Below are 23,736 nucleotides of genomic sequence, written 5' to 3' on the forward strand. Positions count from 1 at the left end.
CCCCCGGGAACGCCCCGTTCACCCCACCCGCGTGAACACCAGCGACGCATTGTGCCCGCCAAACCCAAAGGCGTTGGCCAACGCGGCCTCGTACCGCCCCCGCCGCGGTCCCCCGGCCACGACGTCCAGCTTCACCTCCGGGTCCAGCACCTCAAGGTTCCGCACCGCCGGAACCATCCCGTCCCGCACCGCGAGAATCGCCGCCAGTGCCCCCACGGCCCCCGCCGCGCCGAACAGGTGCCCCGTCATCGACTTCGTCGCGGTCACGGCCGCGTGCAGCCCGACCGCCTCCGCCACCGACTCGGCCTCCACCAGGTCCCCCTGCGGCGTGGACGTCGCATGCGCATGGACCACCCCGACATCGCGCGGGGAGAGCCCCGCACTCTCCAACGCGCCGCGCATCGCCCGCACCTGCCCCTCGGGGTGCGCCGCGGTGATGTGGAACGCGTCCGACGTCACTCCGGCCCCGGCCAGCCCCGCGTGCGCCCGCGCCGCCCGCGCGGCGGCGAACTCCGCGCGCTCCAGCACGACCACCGTGGCACCCTCGCCGATGACGAACCCGTCCCGGTCCGCGTCGAAGGGCCGTGAGGCCCGCCCCGGTTCGTCGTTGCGCGTCGAGTGCGCCTTGGCCTGGGCGAAGCCGGCCAGCGGCAGCGGGTGGACGCAGGCCTCGGTGCCGCCCGCCACCACCACGTCCGCCCGGCCGAGGCGGATCAGGTCCAGGCCCATGGCGATCGCCTCGGCCCCGGACGCGCACGCGCTCACCGGCGTGCGGGCGCCGCCCCGCGCCCCGAGCTCGATGCTGACCCAGGCCGCGGGACCGTTCGCCATCAGCATGGGAACGGTGTGCGGCGAGACCTTACGGACGCCCGAGGTCTCCAGGACGTCGTCCTGGCCGAGCAGGGTCAGCGCACCCCCGGTGCCCGTGCCGATCACCACGGCCAGCCGCTCCGGATCGACCTCCGGGCGCCCCGCGTCCGCCCACGCCTCGCGCGCGGCGACGAGCGCGATCTGCTCGCAGCGGTCCATGCGGCGGGCCTGCACCCGGTCGAGCACCCCGGCCGGTTCGGCCGCCAGCCGGCCTGCGATCCGGACGGGCAGCCGCTGCGCCCACTCCTCCTCGATCGCGCGGATGCCCGACTCCCCGGCCAGCATCCCGGCCCAGGTCGAGGCGACGTCCCCGCCGAGCGGCGTGGTGGCCCCGAGACCGGTGACCACCACGTCCTTCATGCCGTTCATCTGCAACCCCCTTTGTTGTGGTCGAACAACTCGAAACAACTCGTCAGCGACTCTGCCAGCGCAGAGCTGCAGGAAAAATGCCGTGATCCACGGAGTCCGGCTTCCGTGATTTAGAGGGTTCGACCATCGACGCAGCCTTATGCGCACCCCCCTCCGGGTATTGCATAAAACTGCAGCTCTCCGTATAGTCATGCCAACCCAGGAGGAGGGACGGACCCATGGCGATACGCGCGGCAGTGGCCGGAGCGAGCGGATATGCAGGCGGCGAAGTGCTGCGCCTGCTCCTCGCGCACCCCGGCGTCCGCATAGGCGCCCTGACCGGGAACTCCAACGCCGGGCAGCCCCTCGGGGCCCTGCAGCCGCACCTGTCGCCACTGGCGGACCGGGTGCTGGAACCGACCACGACCGCGGCGCTCGCCGGGCACGACGTCGTCTTCCTCGCCCTGCCGCACGGGCAGTCCGCCGCCGTCGCCGCGGAACTCGGCGACGAGGCGCTGGTCGTCGACTGCGGCGCGGACTTCCGGCTCGCCGACGCGGCGCAGTGGGAGCGTTTCTACGGCTCCCCGCACGCCGGCACCTGGCCCTACGGCCTCCCCGAACTGCCCGGCGCGCGCGAGGCGTTGCGCGGCGCCCGCCGGATCGCCGTGCCCGGCTGCTACCCGACCGCCGTGTCGCTCGCGCTCTTCCCCGCCTACGCGGCCGGGCTCGCCGAGCCCGAGGCCGTGGTCGTCGCCGCCTCCGGCACGTCCGGCGCGGGCAAGGCGGCCAAGCCGCACCTGCTGGGCAGCGAGGTCATGGGCTCGATGAGCCCGTACGGCGTCGGCGGCGGCCACCGGCACACCCCCGAGATGATCCAGAACCTCTCCGCCGTCGCGGGGGAGCGGGTCGGCGTCTCCTTCACCCCCACCCTGGCGCCCATGCCCCGCGGCATCCTCGCCACCTGCAGCGCCAAGGCCCGCCCGGGCACGACCGCCGAGGCCGTGCGCGCGGCGTACGAGAAGGCCTTCGAGGGCGAGCCGTTCGTCCGCCTGCTGCCCGCGGGCCAGTGGCCGTCCACCGGTGCCGTCCTCGGCTCCAACACCGCCCTGGTGCAGGCAGTACTCGACGAGGACGCGTCCCGCATCGTCGTGGTGAGCGCGATCGACAACCTCACCAAGGGCACCGCGGGCGGCGCCCTGCAGAGCATGAACCTCGCCCTCGGCCTCCCCGAGGACCTCGGCCTGCCGGCCACGGGGGTGGCGCCATGACCGTGCGCAAGATCGTCGCCACCGTCCTCGCGCGGCTGGCGCCGTGCGAGACCCCGGCCCGCCCCCGGCGTGCCGTTCCGCAGGACCCGTCCCCCCAGAAGGCCGACAAGGAGATGCAGTGAGCGTCACCGCAGCACAGGGATTCACGGCGGCGGGCATCGCCGCCGGGATCAAGGAGAGCGGAAGCCCCGACCTGGCCCTGGTGGTGAACGAGGGTCCCCGCCGGGCCGCCGCCGGTGTCTTCACCGCCAACCGCGTCAAGGCCGCGCCCGTCCTGTGGTCCCAGCAGGTCCTCAAGGGCGGGGAGGTCTCCGCCGTCGTCCTCAACTCCGGCGGCGCCAACGCCTGCACCGGCCCGGCGGGCTTCCAGGACACCCACGCCACCGCGGAGAAGGCCGCCGAGGTGCTCGGCCACAACGCAGGTGAGATCGCCATCGCCTCCACCGGCCTGATCGGCGTCCGGCTGCCGATGGACAAGCTGCTGCCCGGCATCGAGAAGGCCGCCGCAGCGCTGTCCCCGCACGGCGGGGAGAAGGCGGCCATCGCCATCAAGACCACCGACACCGTCCACAAGACCGCCTTCGCCCAAGGTGAGGGGTGGACGGTGGGCGGCATGGCCAAGGGCGCCGGCATGCTGGCACCGGGCCTGGCCACCATGCTCGTCGTCCTGACCACCGACGCCGACGTCGACGCCGCCGGCCTGGACGAGGCGCTGCGCGCCGCCACCCGCACCACCTTCGACCGGGTCGACTCCGACGGCTGCATGTCCACCAACGACACCGTGCTGCTGCTCTCCTCCGGCGCCTCCGGCATCACCCCGGACCCGGACGCCTTCGCCGAGGCCGTGCGGACCGTCTGCGACGACCTGGCCCGCCAGCTCATCGGGGACGCCGAGGGCGCCAGCAAGGACATCCGCATCGAGGTCGTCGGCGCGGCGACCGAGGACGACGCCGTCGAGGTGGGCCGGTCCATCGCCCGCAACAACCTCCTCAAGTGCGCCCTCCACGGCGAGGACCCCAACTGGGGCCGGGTGCTCTCCGCCATCGGCACCACCTCCGCCGCCTTCGACCCGGACAGGCTGAACGTCGCCATCAACGGCGTCTGGGTCTGCAAGAACGGCTCGGTCGGCGAGGACCGCGACCTGGTGGACATGCGCTACCGGGAGGTCCGCATCACCGCCGACCTCGCCGAGGGCGCGGCGTCCGCCGTGATCTGGGCCAACGACCTCACCGCCGACTACGTCCACGAGAACAGCGCGTACTCCTCATGAGCACCCCGACCCGGAAGCACACCGCCCTGCCCAAGGCGCAGACCCTCGTCGAGGCGCTGCCCTGGCTGACGCGCCACCACGGCAAGACCGTCGTCATCAAGTTCGGCGGCAACGCCATGGTCGACGACGCGCTCAAGGCCGCCTTCGCCAAGGACGTCGTCTTCCTGCGGCACGCCGGGCTGCGCCCGGTCGTCGTGCACGGCGGCGGCCCGCAGATCAGCGCCGCTCTCGAACGGATGGGCCTGGAGTCGGAGTTCAAGGCCGGGCTGCGGGTGACCACGCCCGAGGCCATGGACGTCGTGCGCATGGTGCTCGCCGGACAGGTCCAGCGCGAGCTGGTCGGGCTGCTCAACCAGCACGGCCCGCTGGCCGTCGGCCTCACCGGCGAGGACGCCGGGACCATGACCGCGGTCAAGCACTACGCGGACGTCGACGGCGAGCGCGTGGACATCGGCCGCGTCGGCGAGATCACCGCCATAGACACCGGCGCCATCGAGACGCTGCTGGACGACGGCCGCATCCCCGTCGTCTCCTCCGTCGCCCGCAGCGGCGACGACGGTCACGTCTACAACGTCAACGCCGACACGGCCGCGGCCGCCCTCGCCGCCGCGCTGGGCGCGGAGACGCTGATGGTCCTCACGGACGTGGAGGGCCTGTACGAGGACTGGCCGCACAGCGACGAGGTCATCAGCCGGCTCACCGCGAGCGAGCTGGAGGAGCTGCTGCCGCAGCTGGCCAGCGGCATGGTGCCCAAGATGCAGGGGTGTCTGCACGCGGTGCGCAACGGCGTCACCAACGCCCGCGTGATAGACGGACGGGTCCAGCACTCGATCCTGCTGGAGATCTTCACGGACGAAGGCATCGGCACGATGGTCGTGCCGGACGAGGAGGAGGGGCAGGCGTGACCAACGACGAGCTCACCCGGCGCTGGCAGGGTGCCCTGATGGGCAACTACGGCACCCCGAGCATTCCCCTGGTGCGTGGTGAGGGCCCGGCGGTGTGGGACGCCGACGGCAAGCGCTACCTGGACTTCGTGGGCGGCATCGCCGTCAACGCCCTCGGCCATGCGCACCCCGCGGTCGTGCAGGCGGTGTCCGCCCAGATCGCGACCCTCGGCCACGTCTCCAACCTCTTCACCGCCGAGCCCACCGTCGCCCTCGCCGAGCGGCTGCTCGCCCTGGCGGACCGTCCCGGGCGCGTCTACTTCTGCAACTCCGGTGCGGAGGCGGTCGAGGCGGCGTTCAAGATCGGGCGGCGCACGGGCCGGACGCACATGGTCTCGGCCGCCGGGGGCTTCCACGGCCGCACCATGGGCGCCCTCGCCCTGACCGGCCAGCCCGCGAAGCAGGAGCCGTTCCTGCCGCTGCCCGGGGACGTGACGCACGTGCCGTACGGGGACGCCGAGGCGCTGCGCGCGGCGGTCACGACGGAGACGGCGATGGTGATCCTGGAGCCGGTCCAGGGCGAGAACGGCGTCGTCGTCCCGCCGCCCGGCTATCTGGCCGCCGCCCGCGAGATCACCCGGGCCACCGGGACCCTGCTCGTCCTGGACGAGATCCAGACAGGTATCGGCCGTACCGGATACTGGTTCGACCACCTTGCGCACGGGATCGAACCGGATGTGATCACTCTTGCCAAGGGCCTGGGCGGCGGACTGCCCATCGGCGCCACCGTCGCCTTCGGCACCGCGGCCGACCTGCTGACGGCCGGTCAGCACGGCTCGACGTTCGGCGGGAACCCGGTCGCCTGCGCGGCCGCCCTGGCCGTCCTCGACACGCTGGAGGCGGACGGGATCCTGGACCGCGTCAAGCACACGGGCGCTCTGCTGCGTGACGGGATCGCTGCGCTCCACCACCCGCTCGTCGACCACGTCCGCGGTGCGGGCCTGCTGCTGGGTATTGTCCTGTCCGAGCCCCTCGCACCGAAGGTGCAGCAGGCTGCACAGGAAGCCGGCCTCCTGGTGAACACGGTCGCACCCGACGTGGTGCGCCTCGCACCTCCGCTGGTCATCACCGACGATGACGTGGAGACGTTCCTCCAGGCCCTGCCCGGCGTCCTGGACGCCGCAGGAGGAACGAGATGATCCGGAGACTGACGTAAAGATGCCCGAGGCGCAGGAGACCGAGCCGTTCCACGGCGGCGGCGGACCGGCCGTGCCGCAGACCCGCACCGCGCGCCACCGCAGGATCGTCGACATCCTCGGCCGGCAGCCGGTGCGCTCGCAGAGCCAGCTGGCCAAGCTGCTCGCCGACGACGGCCTCTCCGTCACCCAGGCCACGCTCTCGCGGGACCTCGACGAGCTGGGCGCGGTCAAGATCCGCAACACCGGCGGCGAACTGATCTACGCGGTCCCCTCCGAGGGCGGCGACCGCACCCCCCGCGCGCCCCTCGGCGAATCCGCCTCGGAGGCCCGCATGGGCCGCCTCGCCGCCGAACTCCTCATCTCGGCCGAGGCCTCCGCCAACCTGGTCGTCCTGCGCACCCCGCCGGGCGCCGCCCAGTTCTTCGCCTCGGCCATCGACCAGGCGGGCGTCCACGAGATCATCGGCACGATCGCGGGCGACGACACGCTCCTGCTGATCAGCCGGGACCCGGGCGGGGGCCAGGCGCTGGCGGACCATCTGCTGCGGCTGGCGCAGAAGGAGCTCTGAGCGCGGGACGGCCCTCTCCTGGGCCGTCCCGCTGCCGCGCCCCCGCGTGGGCGCGCCCTCCGCACCGTCAACTGCCGGAGAGAGTTTCCGTTTCCGCGGTGTAGAGCTGCGCGGGGTCGAATCCCATGCCGGTGAAGTGGCCGGCGAGTTCGAGGGAGAGCGCGCCGTGGAGACGGGTCCAGAAGGTGAGGGCGCGGCGGAGCGCTGACGGCGGGGCCGGGTGCTCTCCCGCCCAGGCCCGGTGCTCGGCGAGGTGCGCGTCGAGCGGGGACGGCGGCGCGGCGGGCGACGGCGCGGCGGCGCAGGCGTCGATGAGGTGCGCCATGATCTCGGAGGCGATCCGCGTGGTGTCCTCGGGCGCCCGGTATCCGGGCACGGGGGTGCCGTAGACGAGGAAGTACCGCTGGGGGTCGTCCAGGGCCCACCGGCGCAGGGCGTGCGCCAGGCCGGCGAGATCGGCACCGGCCTCGGCACGGGTGCGGACGGTGTCGGCCAGGCTGCGATAGGCGTCTCTGACGAGTTCGGTGATCAGCTCGTCACGGTTGGCGAAGTACCGGTAGAGAGCCGGCCCGCTCATGCCCATCTGTTTGGCGATGGCGTTGAGGGACAGGGCGGAGGCCCCGGCTGCGGCGATCTGCTGCCGGGCGTGCTGCTTGATCTCCTCCCGCACCTGGGTGCGGTACCGCTCCCTCGGAGTCCTCGTATCCGGCTCGGCCATGACCCGTCTCCCGTCCTCGCGGTACTGAAGCACCACCACTCCACCACTTGGTTAGAGGCTATCACTCTCGCTATTGACTCTCGCGCGCCGGTCGGTTACAACTTCTAACGAACGCGAAACCATCTACGCCATCTATCGAGAGGAGAGGCGATCATGGACAGCGAGCGCCGCATCCAGGTCGTTCTGCCGGGCATCGTGGCTCCGGAAGGTCTGGAGATCCGCCGAACCGCCGTACCGGAGCCCGGACAGGGGCAGATCGTGATCGCCATGGAGGCGACCGGCGTCTCGTTCGCCGAGCAGCAGATGCGCCGCGGGCGGTACTACGACCAGCCGCCGTTCCCGTTCGTGCCCGGATACGACCTGGTCGGCCGGGTGCTGACGACCGGACAGGGAGTCGACCCGGGCCTGGCCGGCCGGCGGGTGGCCGCGCTGGTGAAGGTCGGCGGCTGGGCCAGCCACGTGGTGCTCGACGCCGCGGACGCGGTGCAGGTCCCGGACGACCTCGCGGCGCCGGAGGCCGAGGCGGTCGTGGTCAACGGCATCACGGCCTGGCAGATGCTGCACCGCAAGGCCCGGGTGCGCGCCGGGCAGACCGTCCTGGTGCACGGCGCCGGCGGCGGTGTGGGCTCCGTCCTGGTCCAACTCGCCCGCGCGGCAGGCGTGAAGGTGATCGGCACGGCCTCGGCCCGGCACCACGACGCCCTGCGGGAGCTGGGGGTCACGCCGGTCGACTACCGTGCCGGCGACGTGCCCGCCCGGGTCCGGGAGTTGGCGCCCGGCGGGGTGGACGCCGTCTTCGACCACGTCGGCGGCCGGAGCGTCATCGACTCCTGGCACCTGCTCGCCCCCGGCGGCACCCTCGTCTCCTACGGCAGCGCCTCCACCCGCGACGACACCGGTTCCAAGCAGTGGCCCGTACTGAAGACCCTCGCCCGCACCTGGCTCTGGAACACCCTGCCCAACGGGCGCCACGCCTGCTTCTACAACATCTGGGCCGGCAGGGCACTGGACAAGAACCGCTTCCGCGCCCGGCTGCGGGCCGACCTCACCGAGGTCTTCACCGCCGTCCGCCGCGGCGACGTCGCACCCCGGATCGCCGCCCAACTGCCGCTCAGCCGGGCCGCCGAGGCCCTGCGCCTGGCGGAGTCCGGCACCGTCACCGGCAAGGTCGTCCTGACTCCCTGAAACGAGGTTCCTGCCATGACCGGCAAGCCGTACCTGACCGGCCACTACGAGCCGGCCGTCGACGAGATCACCGCCACCGGCCTCACCGTCGAGAGCACCCTGCCCCCGGAGCTGACCGGCCGGCTGATCCGCAACAGCCACAACCCCAAGCCCGGCGTCACCCCCACCCACTGGTTCAAGGGCAGCGGCATGGTCCACGGCATCCGCCTGCGCGACGGCCGCGCCGAGTGGTACCGCAACCGCTGGGTCCGCACCCCCGCCCTCGACGGCGCCCCCTGCCCGACCGGGACGGGACCCGACTTGGCGGCCAGCACGGCCGGCACCCACGTCATCGAACACGCCGGCCGCCTGCTCGCCCTGTGCGAGGCCAACTTCCCCTTCGAGCTGACCCGGGACCTGGACACCGTCGGCGCCCACGACTTCGACGGCCGGCTGCGCAGCGCGATGACCGCGCACCCGAAAACCGACCCCGCCACCGGGGAGCTGTACTTCTTCGGCTCCTCCCCCTTCCCGCCGTTCCTGATCCACTACGTGGCCGACGCGCAGGGGGAGATCACCCACAGCGCCGAGATCCCCGGTGCCACCGCCTCGCTCAAGCACGACTTCGCGATCACCCGGCACCACGTGGTCTTCGTCGAGGGCTCGGTGACCTTCGACCCGACCGAGCACTCGGGCATCCCGTACGGCTGGAGCGACGACCAGCCCGCCCGCATCGGCGTGATGCCGCGCGGCCGCCATGGCGCCGAGAGGATCCGCTGGTTCCCCATCGCGCCCGGCAACATGCTGCACACCGCCAACGCCTACGAGGACGCCCGGGGCCGCATCGTCCTGGAGGGCCCCACCGTCGACCGCGAGGGCTTCGCGCTCTCGTGGAACTGGTGGGTCGGCGCCCCCGGCCGGGGCACCGAGCCCAACGCCCGCTCCTGCACCCGCCGCTGGACGATCGACCTGACCGCCGGAACCGTCGACGAGCGGACCGTCGACGACCTCGCGGTCGAATTCCCCACCCTCAACGAGGAGTTCACCGGCACCGAGCACCGCTACCAGTACGCCGTGTCCTTCCCCGACCGCAACGGCTTCGGCGGCTACGGCATCGTCAAGTACGACCGCGCGACCGGCGCCCGCCACCTCCACGAGGCCGGGGACGCCCGGCTCCCCAGCGAGGCCGTCTTCGTCCCCGCCGCCGGCGCGACCTGCGAAGACGACGGCTACCTGCTCACGGTCGTCTCCGACCTCAAGCAGGACGCCTCCCAACTCCTCGTCCTCGACGCCTCGGACCTCGGCCGCATCGCCACCGTCCACCTGCCCCGCCGCGTCACCGCCGGCATCCACGGCTCCTGGATCCCCGACTCGGCCCTCTACGGCGATACGACGGAGGCCCTGCCTCCGATTGCGGAGACAGGGCCTCTGAGCTGGACTTAAGCCTGCTCATCCGGTCGGGACGGCGGGATTTGAACCCACGACCCCTTGACCCCCAGTCAAGTGCGCTACCAAGCTGCGCCACGTCCCGGTGCCCGTTCCCTCCGGGTTGTTCCCGGTGGGGCGTGCAGAAAGAAAATATCCTGTTCCGCCCCGTGATCCAAATCCGGGGTCAGCGGGATACCTGCAGGTACCAGCGCAGCACGGATGTCCGGCGCTCGCCGACCGTCGCCGCGGCGCGGTCGAGCAGCGCGTCCAGCTGGGCACGGTCCTCGTCGGCAAGGGCCCGGTACGCGGTCGGGGCGGTCGGCCAGGAAGGGCGTGGCCCGCGCGGTGCCCCCGGTCCGGTTGAGCGCGGTCACGCCGGCCGCGCGGACGCGGGACTGGCGGGAGCCGAGGAGCGGCTCGATGGTCTCGCCGTACTTCCCGTCCTGCGCTGCGGCGGCGAGCGCCGCATTCGCGCAGACGTCCTGGACGACGATGTCGCTGTCGGCAGCGGCGATCTCCGCGAGGCGGGCGGGGGAGAACCGGCCCTGCTCGACGGCGATCCGGTGCCCGAGGCGGCGGGCGGCCCGCAGCAGTTCCCGAGCCTGCTCGCGCACCGGCTCGACCCGGTCCGCGCAGCGGACGGTGACGGGGGGAGGAGGGCGGCGGCGCCGGGAGCGGCGAGAGCCGCCTGGCGTATGTGGCCGTTCGGGTTGCAGAGGGCGATGGCGAGGGACGGCTCGTTGGGCGGCTCGTCCCCGGCGCGAAGCCAGTCGGTGCAGGGGAAGGACCACAGGTCCTGGCGTACCGCCAGGTCGAGGGCGACCCAGTCCTCGGCTGTGGCGATCTCCGACGGAAGCATGCGCCCGGACTGGGCTGATTTGACGGTTATGCGGGCCGGGTCGGTCCGCTTGTTCACGTGGCGCGTTCCCCCGTCGGCCGGTTGTGACGGAGGCATCGTAATTCGGGCATATGGCCCGCCGATCATCAGGACCTGCGGTCGAAGGTGCCCGTGGGGATGCCGACCTCGTTGCCGTCGCTCAACCGGAGGTGAATGGTCTCGCCGTACTTGTACAGGTCACGGGTGGCGTATGTGCCGTCCACCGGGCGGGTGAGCAGGTCGCACTCGCCCCGGAACGGATCGATGATGAGGTGGACCGGGATGTTGAAGCGGGCGTACTGCTCTGTCTTGACCATGTAGTCGCTCTTGTCGTACTTCGAGGAGACGACTTCGATGGCGGCCAGCAAATCCTCGTAGGAGAAGGGCTCCCCCGCCCCTGCTTCGACGATGGCCACGTCCGGGCAGCGCTCGGGCTCTCCGGGAAATTCGACGAGAACGTCCGAGTATGCACGCTTCCTGCCGAGCGCGGCCCGTGCCGCATCGATCACGTCGGCGATCGTCTCGCTCTGAACGCTGCTCTGCGGCGTCATGATGATCCGGTCCCCCACCGCCTCGATCTTGAAGCCCGCTATCACCGACGATGCGCGGTCGATGGCGTTGTGCAGGTAGTCGAACTGCACGGTCATGGGCAACCTCCCTGACTGGGGCTCCTCGATAGTCGCATCGTAGACCGTGCCGCTGACGCTTGGTCCGACCGGATTCACTCCCTCGAGCTATTGACGAAACATACGGCGCACTGCATAGTTATGCCCACCAGCGCATGAGAGCGCAGCGCATCGCACCGTAAGGAGAACCCCCGTGACCGAGCGCGTCGTACTCGCCTATTCCGGCGGCCTTGACACCTCCGTCGCCATCGGCTGGATCGCCGAGGAGACGGGCGCCGAGGTCATCGCCGTCGCCGTGGACGTCGGCCAGGGCGGCGAGGACCTGGACGTCATCCGCAAGCGTGCGCTCGCCTGTGGTGCGGTCGAGGCCGAGGTCGCGGACGCCAAGGACGAGTTCGCCGAGGAGTACTGCCTCCCGGCGATCAAGGCCAATGCGCTGTACATGGACAAGTACCCGCTGGTGTCCGCCCTGTCGCGGCCCACGATCGTCAAGCACCTGGTGGCCGCCGCCGAGAAGCACGGGGCGAGCGTCGTCGCCCACGGCTGCACGGGCAAGGGCAACGACCAGGTGCGGTTCGAGGCCGGCATCTCCTCGCTCGCCCCGCAGCTGAAGTGCATCGCCCCGGTCCGGGACTACGCGATGACGCGGGACAAGGCCATCGCCTTCTGCGAGGCCAAGGGCCTGCCGATCGCGACGACCAAGAAGTCGCCGTACTCGATCGACCAGAACGTCTTCGGCCGGGCCGTCGAGACCGGCTTCCTGGAGGACATCTGGAATGCCCCGATCGAGGACGTCTACGACTACACGGCGAACCCGGCCACCCCCCGGGAGGCCGACGAGGTGGTCATCACCTTCGAGCAGGGCGTCCCGGTCGCGATCGACGGCAAGCCCGTCTCCGTGCTCCAGGCGATCCAGCAGCTCAACGAGCGAGCCGGTGCCCAGGGCGTGGGCCGGCTGGACATGGTCGAGGACCGGCTGGTCGGCATCAAGTCCCGCGAGGTCTACGAGGCGCCGGGCGCCATCGCGCTGATCACCGCGCACCAGGAGCTGGAGGCCGTGACCGTCGAGCGGGAGCTCGCCCGGTTCAAGCGGCAGGTCGAGCAGCGGTGGACCGAGCTGGTCTACGACGGCCTGTGGTTCTCCCCGCTCAAGCGGGCCCTGGACGGCTTCATCGCCGAGGCCAACGAGCACGTCTCCGGTGACATCCGGATGACGCTGCACGGCGGCCGGGCCGTGGTCACGGGCCGGAAGTCCGCGCAGTCGCTCTACGACTTCAACCTCGCCACCTACGACACGGGCGACACCTTCGACCAGTCGATGTCGAAGGGCTTCATCGAGATCTTCGGGCTCTCCTCGAAGATCGCCGCGAAGCGGGACCTGGCCCTGTGACCGACGACGGCAGCAACGACGTACGGCTCTGGGGCGGCCGGTTCGCCGACGGGCCGGCCGAGGCCCTCGCCAAGCTCTCCGCCTCCGTCCACTTCGACTGGCGGCTCGCCCCGTACGACATCGCCGGCTCCCGCGCGCACGCCCGCGTCCTGCACAAGGCCGGGCTGCTGAGCGTCGACGAGCTCCAGCGGATGACCGAGGGCCTCGGGCAGCTGGAGGCCGACGTCGCCGCGGGGACGTTCATCGGCACCGTCGCCGACGAGGACGTGCACACCGCCCTCGAACGCGGCCTGCTGGAGCGGCTCGGCCCGGAGCTCGGCGGCAAGCTGCGCGCCGGGCGCTCCCGGAACGACCAGGTGGCCACGCTCTTCCGGATGTACCTGCGCGACCATGCGCGGATCATCGGCGGGCTGATCACCGATCTCCAGGAGGCTCTGGTCGGGCTCGCCGAGGCCCACCCCGACGTGGCCATGCCCGGGCGTACGCACCTGCAGCACGCCCAGCCCGTGCTCTTCGCGCACCACGTCCTCGCGCACGTGCACGCCCTCGCGCGGGACGCGGAGCGGCTGCGGCAGTGGGACGAGCGCACGGCCGTCTCCCCGTACGGCTCGGGCGCGCTGGCCGGGTCCTCCCTCGGGCTGGACCCGGAGGCGGTCGCCGCCGACCTCGGCTTCGAGCGCGGCAGCTCCGGCAACTCCATCGACGGCACGGCCTCCCGGGACTTCGCCGCCGAGTTCGCCTTCATCACGGCGATGATCGGCATCGACCTGTCCCGGCTCGCGGAGGAGGTGATCATCTGGAACACGAAGGAGTTCTCCTTCGTGACGCTCCACGACGCCTTCTCCACCGGCTCCTCGATCATGCCGCAGAAGAAGAACCCGGACATCGCCGAGCTGGCCCGCGGCAAGTCCGGCCGGCTGATCGGCAATCTGGCCGGGCTGCTGGCCACCCTCAAGGCCCTCCCGCTCGCGTACAACCGCGACCTGCAGGAGGACAAGGAGCCGGTCTTCGACTCCTGCGACCAGCTGGAGGTCCTGCTTCCGGCCTTCACCGGGATGATGGCGACCCTCACCGTCAACCGGGCGCGCATGGAGGAGCTGGCCCCGGCCGGCTTCTCGCTGGCCACCGACATCGCGGAGTGGCTGGTCAAGCAGGGCGTGCCGTTCCGGGTGGCGCACGAGGTCGCAGGGGCCTGCGTCAAGGAGTGCGAGGCGCAGGGCATCGAGCTGGACGGGCTCACGGACCGGCAGTTCGCCGCCATCTCGCCGCACCTGACGCCCGAGGTCCGCTCGGTCCTGACGGTGCCGGGCGCCCTCGCCTCCCGCAACGGCCGCGGCGGCACGGCCCCGTCGGCTGTGGTGGTCCAGCTGCAGGAGGTCAAGACGGACCTGGCCGTGCAGCGGGAGTGGGCGGACGCCAAACGCGCCTGATCGCTTCCCATTCTGAGACATCGATAACCTGAATGAGACATCAGTGTCTCATTCAGGTTATCGTCGTCTCATGAGCGTGGATCGAGACCAGGTACTGAGAGCAGCCGCCGGCCTGCTCACCCGCAAGCCGACCGCTTCCATGGACGAGATCGCCAAGGGCGCCGGCATCAGCCGGGCCACCCTGCACCGGCACTTCGCCGGCCGGGACGCCCTCGTCCGCGCGCTGGAGAACCACGGCATCGAGCGGCTCGGCCGGGCCCTGGACGAGGCCCGCCTGGACGAGGGCGACGCGGCGGACGCCGCGCGCCGGATGATCGCGTGCACCGAGCCCGTCGCCGGGGTCCTCGCCTTCCTCTACGGCGAGAACCAGCTCTACGAGGGCGGCATGAACGAGGGCTGGAACCGCCTCGACGCCCGGATCACCGGGCTGTTCCGGCGCGGCCAGGAGGAGGGCGCCTTCCGCCTCGACCTCTCCCCGGCCTGGCTCACCGAGGCCTACTACGGCCTCGTGGCCTCCGGCGCCTGGTCCGTCCAGGACGGCAGGGTGGCCGCCCGGGACATCAGCCACATGGTCTCCGAGCTGCTGCTCGGGGGCGCCCTGCGACGGAGGATGGAACCGTGAGTCATGAGACCGTCTCCCCGCCGTCCGGTGCGCCGGACGCGGCGGACGCCCCGCGCCCGGGTCGCTGGCTCGCGCTGGCCGTGCTCGTCCTGGCCGTCCTGCTCGTCGCCGTCGACGCGACCGTGCTCGGCCTGGCGACGCCCTTCCTCAGCGAGGACCTGAAGCCCTCCGGGACCCAGCTGCTGTGGATCGGCGACGTCTACTCCTTCGTCATCGCCGGTCTGCTGGTCTCCATGGGCAGCCTCGGCGACCGCATCGGCCGCAAGCGGCTGCTGCTCGTCGGCGCCGTGGCCTTCGGCGCCGTCTCGGTGCTCAACGCCTATGCGACCAGCCCCGAGATGATGATCGTGGCCCGCGCTCTGCTGGGCGTGGCGGGCGCGACGCTGATGCCGTCCACCATGGCGCTCATCCGCAACCTCTTCCACGACCCCAAGGAGCGCAGCCTGGCCATCGGCATCTGGGGTGCGATGGCTTCGGCGGGCGCGGCCGTGGGGCCGGTCATCGGCGGCTTCCTGCTGGAGAACTTCTGGTGGGGTTCGGTCTTCCTGATCAACCTGCCGGTGATGGCCGTGCTCGTCCTGGTCGGCTTCAAGCTGCTGCCCGAGTCGCGCGACCCCTCGCCCGGCCCCTGGGATCTGCTCAGCGTGGCCCTGTCGATGGTGGGCATCATCGCGGTGGTCTACGCGATCAAGGAGGGCGCGACGATCGGCTTCGGCCTGCCCGTCGCGGTGGCGGCCGTCGTCGGTGTGGGCGCGCTGGTGTGGTTCGTCCGGCGCCAGCTGAAGCTGCCCGCGCCGCTGCTGGACATGCGGCTCTTCCACCACCGCGGCTTCTCCGGCGCGGTACTGGCCGACCTGCTGACGATCCTGGGCCTGTCCGGGCTGGTCTTCTTCCTCTCCCAGTTCCTCCAACTGGTGCAGGACCGAAGCCCGTTGGAGGCGGGGCTCGCGGAACTGCCTGCGGCCGTGGGCGCGGTGACGGCCGGTCTGCTGGCCGGGCAGGCCGCCCGGCGCTTCTCGGTGCGGTCGGTGGTCTCGGGCGGGCTCGGCGCGATCGGCATCGCGCTGGCGGTGCTCGCCTGGCTCCAGACGACCACCCCCTACCCGCTGCTGGGCGCCGTCCTGCTGGTCGTGGGCGTGGGGGCGGGATTCTCGTTCACCGTCACCGCCGACGTGATCCTCTCCAGCGTGCCCAAGGAGCAGGCGGGCTCGGCCGCGGCCGTCTCGGAGACCGCGTACGAACTCGGTGCCGCGCTCGGCATCGCCCTCCTCGGCTCGATCGTCACCGGCGTCTACCGCGGCTTCGCGATCCCCGTGGGCGTCCCCGCGGACGCCGCCTCCGGGGCGCACGAGTCGCTCGGCGGCGCCGTGGAGGCCGCGGGGCGGCTGCCCGCCGACACGGGGGCGGCCCTGCTCTCCTCGGCGCAGGACGCCTTCGTCGAGGGGCTGCGGATCGCCTCGGGCGTGGGTGCGGTCGTGCTGACCGGGACCGCGGTCGCGGCCTGGTTCCTGCTGCGCGGCCAGCGGCTCGCGGAGGGTGCGGGCGGCTGAGTCGTCCACTGCTCGATTGAGCATTCCAGCATCACACGGCCCGGGGCTTCAAGCCCCGGGCCGTGTGATGTTTACCAGCCGGTAACTGCCTTGACGCGGCCCTGACGCGCCCGAGAACATCTCGTCCACCGGTCGACATTGTCGAACGCGGTTCGGACGAGGCGTCCTCCGGGACGCCCCTGTGTCAAAGGAATCCCCCCCATGCGTCCCACGCGCCTGCGCACCACAGCACGGTTCCTGATCGCCGCCGCGGCCGCCGCCGCGCTGAGCCTCACGGGCCTCGCCGCGTCACCCGCCTCCGCCTCGCCGCTCGACGTCCCGCCGAAGGGCGCCAACGACTGGTCCTGCAAGCCGGATTCGGCCCACCCGCAGCCGGTCGTGCTGGTCAACGGCACGTTCAAGCTGATGGCCGAGAACTGGGCGGCCCTCTCGCCCAAGCTCAAGGAGGCGGGCTACTGCGTCTTCGCCTTCAACTACGGGCACATGGAGACCGACCCGATACCCCAGGCGGCCGCCGAACTGCGGGACTTCGTCGAGGCCGTGCGCGGCGCGACGGGCGCCGCGAAGGTCGACATCGTCGGCCACAGCCAGGGCGGCATGATGCCGCGCTACTACGTGAAGTTCCTCGGCGGCGCGGACAAGGTGAACGACCTCGTCGGCATCGTCCCGTCCAACCACGGGACCACCAACCCGCTGGCGATCCCCGCCGGTTACACCGTCTGCCCGTCCTGCCTCGACCAGCGCGTGGGCTCGGACCTGATGAAGAAGCTCAACGCGGGCGACGAGACGCCGGCCGGTCCGGACTACACCGTCATCACGACCCGCCACGACGAGGTCGTCGTCCCCTACACCAGCGCCCTGCTGACCGGGCCGTCCGAGCACCTGACGAACGTCGTGCTCCAGGACAAGTGCCCGCTGGACCCGTTCATGCACGACCAGGCCACCAAGGACCCGGTCGTGGCGCAGTGGGTGCTCAACGCGCTCGGCCGCAAGGGGCCGGCGGACCCGGAGTTCCAGCCGCACTGTTTCGCGCTGTAGGCGTGGTCCTCCGCAGTTCCTCGTGCCCCGAAAGGGGCGCGGGGAACTGCGCGACCAGCCACGAACCGACCCGCAGCCGAAGTGTCGTCAGGCCGCCCTCGCCTTCGTGGCGTACATGTCCACGTACTCCTGGCCCGACAGGCGCATGACCTCGCTCATCACCTCGTCGGTGACGGCGCGCAGCACGTAGCGGTCGCGGTCCATGCCCTCGTAGCGGGAGAAGTCCAGCGGGTCGCCGAAGCGGACCGTCACCCGGGCGATGCGCGGGATCCCCTTGCCGCTCGGCTGCACCTTCTCCGTGCCGATCATCGCGAACGGCACCACCGGCGCGCCCGTCATCAGTGTCAGCCGGGCGATGCCGGTGCGGCCGCGGTAGAGGCGGCCGTCGGGGGAGCGGGTGCCCTCCGGGTAGATGCCGAAGACCTTGCCCTCGTCCAGGATCCGGCGGCCGGTCATCAGCGCGGCCACACCGCCGTTGCCGCCGTCGCGGTCGACCGGGACCATGCCCGAGGAGCGGAAGAACCACGCCATCAGGCGGCCCTTGAGGCCCTTGCCCGTGACGTACTCGTTCTTGCCGATGAAGTAGACCTGGCGCTTGACGATCAGGGACACGAACAGCGAGTCGATGAACGTCGTGTGGTTCCCGGCGAGGATCACCGGCCCGTCCCCGGGGATGCGCTCCGCCCCCTCGACCTTCGGTCGGTACAGGACGCGCATGAGCAATCCGAGAATCGCCTTGAGCACAATGCGGGACAACGGGTCCTCCGGTCGTGGTGGTCATGTCAGCGCAGCCGCTGACGATACTCGCGGGTACGGGTGCTGTGCACACCGGGTTGGCGACACGAAACAGAGTGTTGACGTGAGTTGGCCCTCTGTTTCGGCCATGTCCTTCTGGGCAGCGGTCGAACGACTTTACGATCACCTCGTCTGACAGGTGCCGGACAGTGCGGCGCCGGAGGAAGGAGCAGGAGCGTACATGCAGCAGGAGCAGCGTCCGGGCAGGCGTTCGTTGCTGGGGGCCGCGGCGGCCCTCGGCGCGGGAGCGGTCGTCCTGGGCAGCGGGGCGGGCCCGGCGGCAGCGGCGCAGCAGCGGAGCGCGGGCGGCCACGGCAAGGGCGGTTCGTACAAGGACCTCCCGGTGCCGACGGTCATCGGGCACCGCGGTGCCTGCGGATACCGGCCGGAGCACACCTTCGGCTCCTACCAGTTCGCGCTGGACAACGGCGCGGACGTCATCGAGCAGGACCTCGTCCCCACCAAGGACGGGCACCTCGTCTGCCGTCACGAGAACGACATCACGCAGACCACCGACGTCGCCGACCACGCGGAGTTCGCCTCCCGCAAGACCACCAAGGTCGTCGACGGCGAGTCCCACACCGGCTGGTTCACCGAGGACTTCACCCTCGCCGAGCTCAAGCGGCTGCGCGCCAAGGAGCGCATCCCGGGCAACCGGCAGCACAACACCCTCTACGACGGCCGCTGGGACGTGCCCACCTTCGAAGAGGTCCTCAAGTGGGCCGAGGAGCAGGGCCGCAAGCGCGGCCGGCGGGTCTGGCTGCACTCGGAGACCAAGCACCCCACCTACTTCCGCAAGCTGGGCCTCGGCCTGGAGGAGCCGCTGGCGAAGCTGCTGCGCCGGTACGGCCGGCACCGCGCCGACTCGCCGCAGTTCCTGGAGTCCTTCGAGCCGGGCAGCCTGCAGCGGCTCACGAAGCTGGGCGTCCACGCCCCGAAGATCTTCCTGCTGGACGACCTCAAGACCCGCCCCTGGGACTTCGTCGAGGCGGGCGACCCGCGCACCGTCGCCGACCTCATCACGCCGCAGGGCCTGAAGTGGATCGCCGGCTTCGCCGAGGGCATCGGGCCGTGGGTGCAGCAGATCATCCCCCGGGACGCGGGCGGCAAGCTGGGCAAGCCCACCACGCTCGTCCGCGACGCGCACGCCGTGGGCCTCATCCTGCACCCGTACACCATGCGCAACGAGAACACCTTCCTGCCCGCGGACTTCCAGTGCGGCAGCGACCCGAACGCCTACGGCGACGCCTTCGGGGCCTTCAAGGCCTACTACGCCACGGGCATCGACGGCATCTTCTCGGACAACTGCGACACGGCGGCGTTCGCACGGGCGGATTTCCTCAAGAAGTGACCTCCGGTCTCCTCCGGTTTCCTCATGGCGGTGGGTAATCCACTCGGACGAGTGATTACCCACCGTTCCGGAAACCGCCCGGGCGGGGCCGGATGTCCCGTCCCGCATGACGCCGAACGATCTCCTCACCCGGCTGCGCCCCCTGCTGGCCGCCGAGTGCGCGGCCGAGGCCCACGCGGCCGGCATGGAGGCGGCCGACCTCGAACAGGCCGTCTGGCTCAGGCTGTTGAGCGGTGCCGGGGCGCTGTCCCGGACGGCCGACACCGCGCTGCGGATACGGGCGGCGGTCCGTGCCGAGGCCCGCGCCTGGCGCCGCCGGGCCCGGCGCGAGGTGCCCTACGACCCGGTCGCCGCCGAACCGTCCGGCGGGCGGCTGGAGTCGGGGGTGGAACAGGCCGTGCTGGCCGCCGAGACCAAGCGGCAGCTGCGGGCCGCCGTCCGCCGCCTGCCCGGCCGCTGTCCCGGGCTGCTCTCGGCCCTGCTCTCCTCCCGTGATCCGACATACCGAGAAATCGCAGGGGAGTTGGGTATCTCACAAGGATCTTTGGGGCCTGTACGTTCCCGCTGCCTGGGATGCCTGCGCAGAATGCTCATGGCGGAGATTGCGGCTCCTGGACGCGGGGGAGAGGAGCGTTAGACAACCGGCGCCACGGAGCGGCGTGCATCTGGGCGGCTCCTGCGAAGGCGGAGCGATTACGGGAGGCGTGCGCATGGGCATGAGCGTGACCATCTCGGCTGCGGGCGACAGCGATGCCGAGCAGATCCTCAAACTGCAGTACCTCTGCTACCAGGACGAGGCCGAACTCCACGGGGACTGGTCCATCGAGCCGCTGACCCAGAGCCTCGACGCCCTGCGCGCCGAACTGGCCGGGAGCCGCGTCCTGGTGGCCCGGCTCGGCGCGGAGGTCGTCGGCTCGGTGCGCGGCACCGCCGGCGCCGACGGCACGGCCGTCATCACGGGGCTCATCGTGCACCCGCGGATGCGGCGGCACGGCCTGGGCGGCCGGCTGCTGACGGCGATCGAGGAACGGCTGGCCGAGGAGTGCGCGGCCAAGCGCTACCGGCTGGCCACCGGCCGCCGCGGCGAGGGCGGCCTGCGCCTGTACCGCCGCTGCGGCTACGCGCCCGTCGGCACCCAGGAGGTCACCCGCACACTGACCCTCATCACCCTGGAGAAGGACGCGGCGCCCGCCTACGTGACGAGCGCCTGAGCCGCTCCGGGGCCCGTCGGCGGCCCGTCAGGCCCGTCGGTCCGCCGTGTCCGGGCGGCCGGCGCGGCGCAGCCAGATCATGGCGGTCACCGGCAGGATCACCGGGATGAAGAGGTAGCCCATCCCGAAGTCCGACCACACGGTGGCGTCGGGGAAGGCGGACGGGTCGACGAGGGTCCAGGTGCCGACCAGCAGCACCCCGGCCAGCTCGGCGGCGCAGCACACCAGCGCCGCCCTGCGGGCCGTGTTCCCGCCGCGCACCAGGGAGTACGTGATGAAGGCGTACACCACGGCGGCGGCCGCCGACAGGACGTAGGCCAGCGGTGCGCGGCCGAAGTCCAGCAGCATCTGGACGACCGAGCGGGACGCGGCGGCGACGGTGAACACCCCGTACAGCCAGACCAGCAGCCTGCCCGGGCCCTGGCCGAGGTCGAAGCCGCCCTTGGCGGCGTCGGACGCGGTGGTGGGCTCGGTCACGGTCAGCCTCCCCAGATGTCGTAGAGCCGTACTTCCAGCACGGCGAGGATCACGGCGCCCGCCGCCACCGTGGCCGAGCCCCATCGGGTCCGTTCGGCCAGCGACATGAAGGCCGCGGCGGGGATCGCGGCGGCCGAGCCCAGCAGGTACGCGACGAAGATCGTCGTGCCCTGGTGGGGCTTGTCGCCGCCCGCCAGCCGCACCACGCCGACGGCGAGCTGGATCACGGCGAGCAGGGTGACCACGGCCATGCCGATGAAGTGCCAGTCCTTGGTGGCCTGGTCGCGCGAGAAGGCGAAACCGCACCAGGCGGCCAGCGCGAGGGCGGTCAGACCGACGGCGAGCGTCAGCGCGTCGATCACCGCGGCCCCCGGGCGGCGCGGACGGACGGATGGGGCATGACAGGCATGGGACGACTGTAGTGGCCCGCTCGCGGGCCCCCGCGCGCGGCCCTGGCGGACCACGTTGTGATCACGCCTGTCCGGTATTCGGACGGGCGTGGCTGATTCGCACGCACTTCTGTTTTACTGGCCCGCATGACCACGACGAGCAGCCGCACCCTTGCGACCGAGGCGATGATGACGCCCGGTGCTCGTTGCATGTGTCGAATGTGTGACTGCTGAGGGCCCCTTTGCCTCGCGCCCCGAAGCGAGACCCACCTGAGCCCGGCGTCGGCCTTTTCCGCCGCCCGGACCGCTCGGCCCCGCGTCACCAGGAACCCCCGAGCCGCGCTCCAGCGCCTCCGGGGACGATCCCCCCTGATGCCGCATTCCGCAATGCATGCCCGTGCGCCGGCGTCACCATCGCCGCGCACTCGACAGTGACGGAAACTCTGTGATCACCACTACGGGCCTGACAAAGGTCTACCGCTCACGAGGCCGCGAGGTCACCGCCCTCGACGGCGTCGATCTGCACGTCCGTGAGGGCGAGGTGTACGGCGTCGTCGGCCAGAGCGGCGCCGGCAAGTCGACCCTCATCCGCTGCGTCAACCTGCTGGAGCGCCCCAGCTCCGGCACGGTCACCGTGGCCGGCCAGGACCTCACGGCGCTCGCCGGGCGCGGCCCGCGCGCCGGTGCCGAACTGCGCCGGGCACGCAGCCGCATCGGCATGGTCTTCCAGCACTTCAACCTGCTGTCCTCGCGCACCGTGCAGGCCAACATCGAGCTGCCGCTGGAGATCCTCGGCGTCCCCGCCAAGGAGCGCAGCCGCAAGGCCCTCGAACTGCTCGACCTGGTCGGCCTCTCCGACAAGGCCAAGGCCTACCCCGGCCAGCTCTCCGGCGGCCAGAAGCAGCGCGTCGGCATCGCCCGCGCCCTGGCCGGCGACCCCAAGGTGCTGCTCTCCGACGAGTCCACCTCCGCGCTGGACCCGGAGACCACCCGCTCCATCCTCCAGCTGCTGCGCGACCTCAACCGGCAGCTGGGCCTGACCGTCCTGCTCATCACGCACGAGATGGACGTCGTCAAGACCATCTGCGACTCCGCGGCCCTGATGAAGGGCGGCCGCGTCGTGGAGTCCGGCACCGTCGCCGAGCTGCTGGCCACCCCCGGCTCCGAGCTCGCGGCCGAACTCTTCCCCGTCGGCGGCGAGCCCTCCGGGCCCGACCGCACCGTCGTGGACGTCACCTTCCACGGCGAGGCCGCGACCCAGCCGGTGATCTCCCAGCTGTCGCGCACCTACAACGTCGACATCTCGATCCTGGGCGCCGCGATGGACACCGTCGGCGGCAAGCAGATCGGCCGGATGCGCATCGAACTGCCCGGCCGCTTCGAGGACAACGTCGTCCCCATCGGCTTCCTGCGCGAGCAGGGCCTGCAGGTGGACATCGCGGACGTCAACACGCCGGCACCCGCCGCCGCCCTGAAGGAGGGTGCCAAGTGACCTGGACCGAGATGCAGCCCCTGCTGCGCGACGCCTGTCTGGACACCCTCTTCATGGTGTGGTGGTCCACCGTCTACGCCGTCCTCGGCGGACTCCCGCTGGGCATCCTGCTGGTCCTCACCGACCGCGGGGCGCTGCTGCAGAACGTCGTGGTGAACAAGGTCCTCGGCGCGGTCGTCAACCTCGGCCGCTCGCTGCCCTTCATCATCCTCCTGGTCTGGCTGATCCCCTTCAGCCGCCTTCTGATCGGCACCTCCATCGGCCCCAGCGCGGCCGTGGTGGCCCTGACCATCGGCGCCATCCCGTTCCTCGCGCGGCTGGTGGAGACCGCCGTCCGCGAGGTCGACCACGGCCTCGTCGAGGCCGTGCAGTCGATGGGCGGCGGCACCTGGACCATCGTCCTCAAGGTGCTGCTCCCGCAGGCCCTGCCCTCCCTCGTCGCCGGGCTGACCACCACGGTCATCGCCCTCATCGGCTACTCGGCCATGGCCGGCGCGGTCGGCGGCGGCGGGCTCGGCAACCTCGCCATCACCTACGGCTACATGCGCCACGAGACCGGCCTGATGAACACCACCATCGTGCTGCTCATCGTCATCGTGACGCTCGTCCAGCTCGCCGGTGACCTCGTCGTCCGCAGCCTCTCCCGGCGCGGCGGCCGCCAGGCCGCCCCCGTGGGCCTGCGCCGCCTGCGCCGGACGGCGTCCCTCGCCGCCGTGGCCCAGCCCGTCCCCGTGGTGGACGTGCCGGCCGAGACGGCGAAAACCCCCTGAT

Annotated in this window: 25 protein-coding genes and 1 tRNA gene; 18 read left to right on the top strand and 8 right to left on the bottom strand. The window is 71.6% G+C overall.

All coding sequences use genetic code 11. From position 1 onward, the window contains the following. Positions 1 to 18: 18 nt before the first annotated feature. The gene (locus ACLHRZ_RS06985) at positions 19 to 1,239 is read right to left on the bottom strand and encodes a beta-ketoacyl-[acyl-carrier-protein] synthase family protein (RefSeq protein ID WP_490417387.1); all 1,221 of its coding nucleotides are present in this window, start codon (positions 1,237 to 1,239) and stop codon (positions 19 to 21) included. A gap of 218 nt (positions 1,240 to 1,457) precedes the next feature. Here ACLHRZ_RS06985 and argC point away from each other — a divergent pair, with 218 nt between their 5' ends. The 6 genes from argC to ACLHRZ_RS07015 are packed head-to-tail and all read left to right on the top strand — an operon-like array spanning position 1,458 to position 6,407. Next, positions 1,458 to 2,486, top strand: a complete 1,029-nt coding sequence (argC, locus tag ACLHRZ_RS06990; RefSeq protein ID WP_490417388.1) for an N-acetyl-gamma-glutamyl-phosphate reductase — start codon at positions 1,458 to 1,460, stop codon at positions 2,484 to 2,486. After that, the gene (locus ACLHRZ_RS06995; RefSeq protein ID WP_490417389.1) at positions 2,483 to 2,608 is read left to right on the top strand and encodes a hypothetical protein; all 126 of its coding nucleotides are present in this window, start codon (positions 2,483 to 2,485) and stop codon (positions 2,606 to 2,608) included. The genes argC and ACLHRZ_RS06995 overlap by 4 nt, the downstream gene beginning before the upstream one ends. Continuing rightward, positions 2,605 to 3,756: a bifunctional glutamate N-acetyltransferase/amino-acid acetyltransferase ArgJ gene (argJ, locus tag ACLHRZ_RS07000; RefSeq protein WP_490417390.1), complete on the top strand. Its 1,152-nt coding sequence runs from the start codon at positions 2,605 to 2,607 to the stop codon at positions 3,754 to 3,756. The genes ACLHRZ_RS06995 and argJ overlap by 4 nt, the downstream gene beginning before the upstream one ends. Then, positions 3,753 to 4,661, top strand: coding sequence for an acetylglutamate kinase (argB, locus tag ACLHRZ_RS07005; RefSeq protein ID WP_490417391.1), 909 nt, complete (start codon positions 3,753 to 3,755; stop codon positions 4,659 to 4,661). Before argJ ends, argB begins: the two co-directional genes overlap by 4 nt. Further along, positions 4,658 to 5,839, top strand: a complete 1,182-nt coding sequence (locus ACLHRZ_RS07010; RefSeq protein WP_490417392.1) for an acetylornithine transaminase — start codon at positions 4,658 to 4,660, stop codon at positions 5,837 to 5,839. Before argB ends, ACLHRZ_RS07010 begins: the two co-directional genes overlap by 4 nt. Before the next feature lie 19 nt (positions 5,840 to 5,858). Further along, a complete protein-coding gene (locus ACLHRZ_RS07015) occupies positions 5,859 to 6,407 on the top strand; it encodes an arginine repressor (RefSeq protein WP_490417393.1) in 549 nt (182 codons plus the stop codon). 67 nt (positions 6,408 to 6,474) lie between these two features. On the opposite strand, the gene ACLHRZ_RS07020 is transcribed toward ACLHRZ_RS07015, so the two are convergent. After that, a complete protein-coding gene (locus tag ACLHRZ_RS07020; protein ID WP_490417394.1) occupies positions 6,475 to 7,125 on the bottom strand; it encodes a TetR/AcrR family transcriptional regulator in 651 nt (216 codons plus the stop codon). A gap of 153 nt (positions 7,126 to 7,278) precedes the next feature. Here ACLHRZ_RS07020 and ACLHRZ_RS07025 point away from each other — a divergent pair, with 153 nt between their 5' ends. After that, on the top strand, positions 7,279 to 8,310 hold the full coding sequence (locus ACLHRZ_RS07025; protein WP_490417395.1) for a medium chain dehydrogenase/reductase family protein: 1,032 nt from the start codon (positions 7,279 to 7,281) through the stop codon (positions 8,308 to 8,310). A gap of 15 nt (positions 8,311 to 8,325) precedes the next feature. Beyond that, positions 8,326 to 9,732 carry a carotenoid oxygenase family protein gene (locus ACLHRZ_RS07030; protein ID WP_490417396.1) on the top strand — a complete coding sequence of 469 codons (1,407 nt, stop codon included), beginning with the start codon at positions 8,326 to 8,328 and terminating at the stop codon, positions 9,730 to 9,732. A 14-nt stretch (positions 9,733 to 9,746) separates the two neighbouring features. Here ACLHRZ_RS07030 and ACLHRZ_RS07035 read toward each other — a convergent pair. From ACLHRZ_RS07035 to ACLHRZ_RS07045, 3 genes are all read right to left on the bottom strand, one after another. Next, positions 9,747 to 9,820, bottom strand: a tRNA-Pro gene (locus ACLHRZ_RS07035). Next, entirely contained in the window at positions 9,798 to 10,331 is a 534-nt protein-coding gene (locus ACLHRZ_RS07040; protein WP_490417397.1) for a hypothetical protein, read from the bottom strand. Before ACLHRZ_RS07040 ends, ACLHRZ_RS07035 begins: the two co-directional genes overlap by 23 nt. Positions 10,332 to 10,701: 370 nt before the next feature. After that, positions 10,702 to 11,241, bottom strand: a complete 540-nt coding sequence (locus tag ACLHRZ_RS07045) for a Uma2 family endonuclease (RefSeq protein ID WP_490417398.1) — start codon at positions 11,239 to 11,241, stop codon at positions 10,702 to 10,704. A 172-nt stretch (positions 11,242 to 11,413) separates the two neighbouring features. Between ACLHRZ_RS07045 and ACLHRZ_RS07050 the strand changes: the two genes are divergently transcribed. The 5 genes from ACLHRZ_RS07050 to ACLHRZ_RS07070 all read left to right on the top strand — a co-directional run bounded on the left by ACLHRZ_RS07050 (position 11,414) and on the right by ACLHRZ_RS07070 (position 17,250). Next, positions 11,414 to 12,610: an argininosuccinate synthase gene (locus tag ACLHRZ_RS07050; RefSeq protein ID WP_490417399.1), complete on the top strand. Its 1,197-nt coding sequence runs from the start codon at positions 11,414 to 11,416 to the stop codon at positions 12,608 to 12,610. Beyond that, entirely contained in the window at positions 12,607 to 14,040 is a 1,434-nt protein-coding gene (gene argH / locus ACLHRZ_RS07055) for an argininosuccinate lyase (RefSeq protein ID WP_490417400.1), read from the top strand. The genes ACLHRZ_RS07050 and argH overlap by 4 nt, the downstream gene beginning before the upstream one ends. A 70-nt stretch (positions 14,041 to 14,110) precedes the next feature. Next, entirely contained in the window at positions 14,111 to 14,662 is a 552-nt protein-coding gene (locus tag ACLHRZ_RS07060; protein ID WP_490417401.1) for a TetR/AcrR family transcriptional regulator, read from the top strand. Then, the gene (locus tag ACLHRZ_RS07065; protein ID WP_490417402.1) at positions 14,659 to 16,212 is read left to right on the top strand and encodes an MFS transporter; all 1,554 of its coding nucleotides are present in this window, start codon (positions 14,659 to 14,661) and stop codon (positions 16,210 to 16,212) included. Before ACLHRZ_RS07060 ends, ACLHRZ_RS07065 begins: the two co-directional genes overlap by 4 nt. A gap of 201 nt (positions 16,213 to 16,413) precedes the next feature. Then, positions 16,414 to 17,250, top strand: coding sequence for an alpha/beta fold hydrolase (locus tag ACLHRZ_RS07070; RefSeq protein ID WP_490417403.1), 837 nt, complete (start codon positions 16,414 to 16,416; stop codon positions 17,248 to 17,250). Between the two features lie 87 nt (positions 17,251 to 17,337). On the opposite strand, the gene ACLHRZ_RS07075 is transcribed toward ACLHRZ_RS07070, so the two are convergent. After that, entirely contained in the window at positions 17,338 to 18,006 is a 669-nt protein-coding gene (locus tag ACLHRZ_RS07075) for a lysophospholipid acyltransferase family protein (RefSeq protein WP_490417404.1), read from the bottom strand. A gap of 220 nt (positions 18,007 to 18,226) precedes the next feature. Between ACLHRZ_RS07075 and ACLHRZ_RS07080 the strand changes: the two genes are divergently transcribed. The 3 genes from ACLHRZ_RS07080 (at position 18,227) to ACLHRZ_RS07090 (ending at position 20,607) form a co-directional block, all read left to right on the top strand. After that, on the top strand, positions 18,227 to 19,396 hold the full coding sequence (locus ACLHRZ_RS07080) for a glycerophosphodiester phosphodiesterase (RefSeq protein ID WP_490417405.1): 1,170 nt from the start codon (positions 18,227 to 18,229) through the stop codon (positions 19,394 to 19,396). Positions 19,397 to 19,502: 106 nt separating this feature from the next. Then, complete coding sequence (locus ACLHRZ_RS07085; protein WP_490417406.1) at positions 19,503 to 20,033, top strand: sigma-70 RNA polymerase sigma factor region 4 domain-containing protein; 531 nt, start codon at positions 19,503 to 19,505, stop codon at positions 20,031 to 20,033. 73 nt (positions 20,034 to 20,106) lie between these two features. Then, positions 20,107 to 20,607: a GNAT family N-acetyltransferase gene (locus ACLHRZ_RS07090; RefSeq protein ID WP_490417407.1), complete on the top strand. Its 501-nt coding sequence runs from the start codon at positions 20,107 to 20,109 to the stop codon at positions 20,605 to 20,607. 27 nt (positions 20,608 to 20,634) lie between these two features. On the opposite strand, the gene ACLHRZ_RS07095 is transcribed toward ACLHRZ_RS07090, so the two are convergent. Both ACLHRZ_RS07095 and ACLHRZ_RS07100 read right to left on the bottom strand, forming a co-directional pair. Next, complete coding sequence (locus tag ACLHRZ_RS07095) at positions 20,635 to 21,090, bottom strand: hypothetical protein (RefSeq protein WP_490417488.1); 456 nt, start codon at positions 21,088 to 21,090, stop codon at positions 20,635 to 20,637. Continuing rightward, positions 21,087 to 21,446, bottom strand: coding sequence for a hypothetical protein (locus ACLHRZ_RS07100; RefSeq protein WP_490417408.1), 360 nt, complete (start codon positions 21,444 to 21,446; stop codon positions 21,087 to 21,089). The genes ACLHRZ_RS07095 and ACLHRZ_RS07100 overlap by 4 nt, the downstream gene beginning before the upstream one ends. Positions 21,447 to 21,918: 472 nt before the next feature. Between ACLHRZ_RS07100 and ACLHRZ_RS07105 the strand changes: the two genes are divergently transcribed. Together ACLHRZ_RS07105 and ACLHRZ_RS07110 are read left to right on the top strand one after the other, a co-directional pair. After that, positions 21,919 to 22,965, top strand: a complete 1,047-nt coding sequence (locus ACLHRZ_RS07105) for a methionine ABC transporter ATP-binding protein (protein ID WP_490417409.1) — start codon at positions 21,919 to 21,921, stop codon at positions 22,963 to 22,965. Then, the gene (locus ACLHRZ_RS07110) at positions 22,962 to 23,735 is read left to right on the top strand and encodes a methionine ABC transporter permease (protein ID WP_490417410.1); all 774 of its coding nucleotides are present in this window, start codon (positions 22,962 to 22,964) and stop codon (positions 23,733 to 23,735) included. Before ACLHRZ_RS07105 ends, ACLHRZ_RS07110 begins: the two co-directional genes overlap by 4 nt. Position 23,736: the final 1 nt, after the last annotated feature.

Source organism: Streptomyces sp. AM25, from assembly GCF_058146165.1.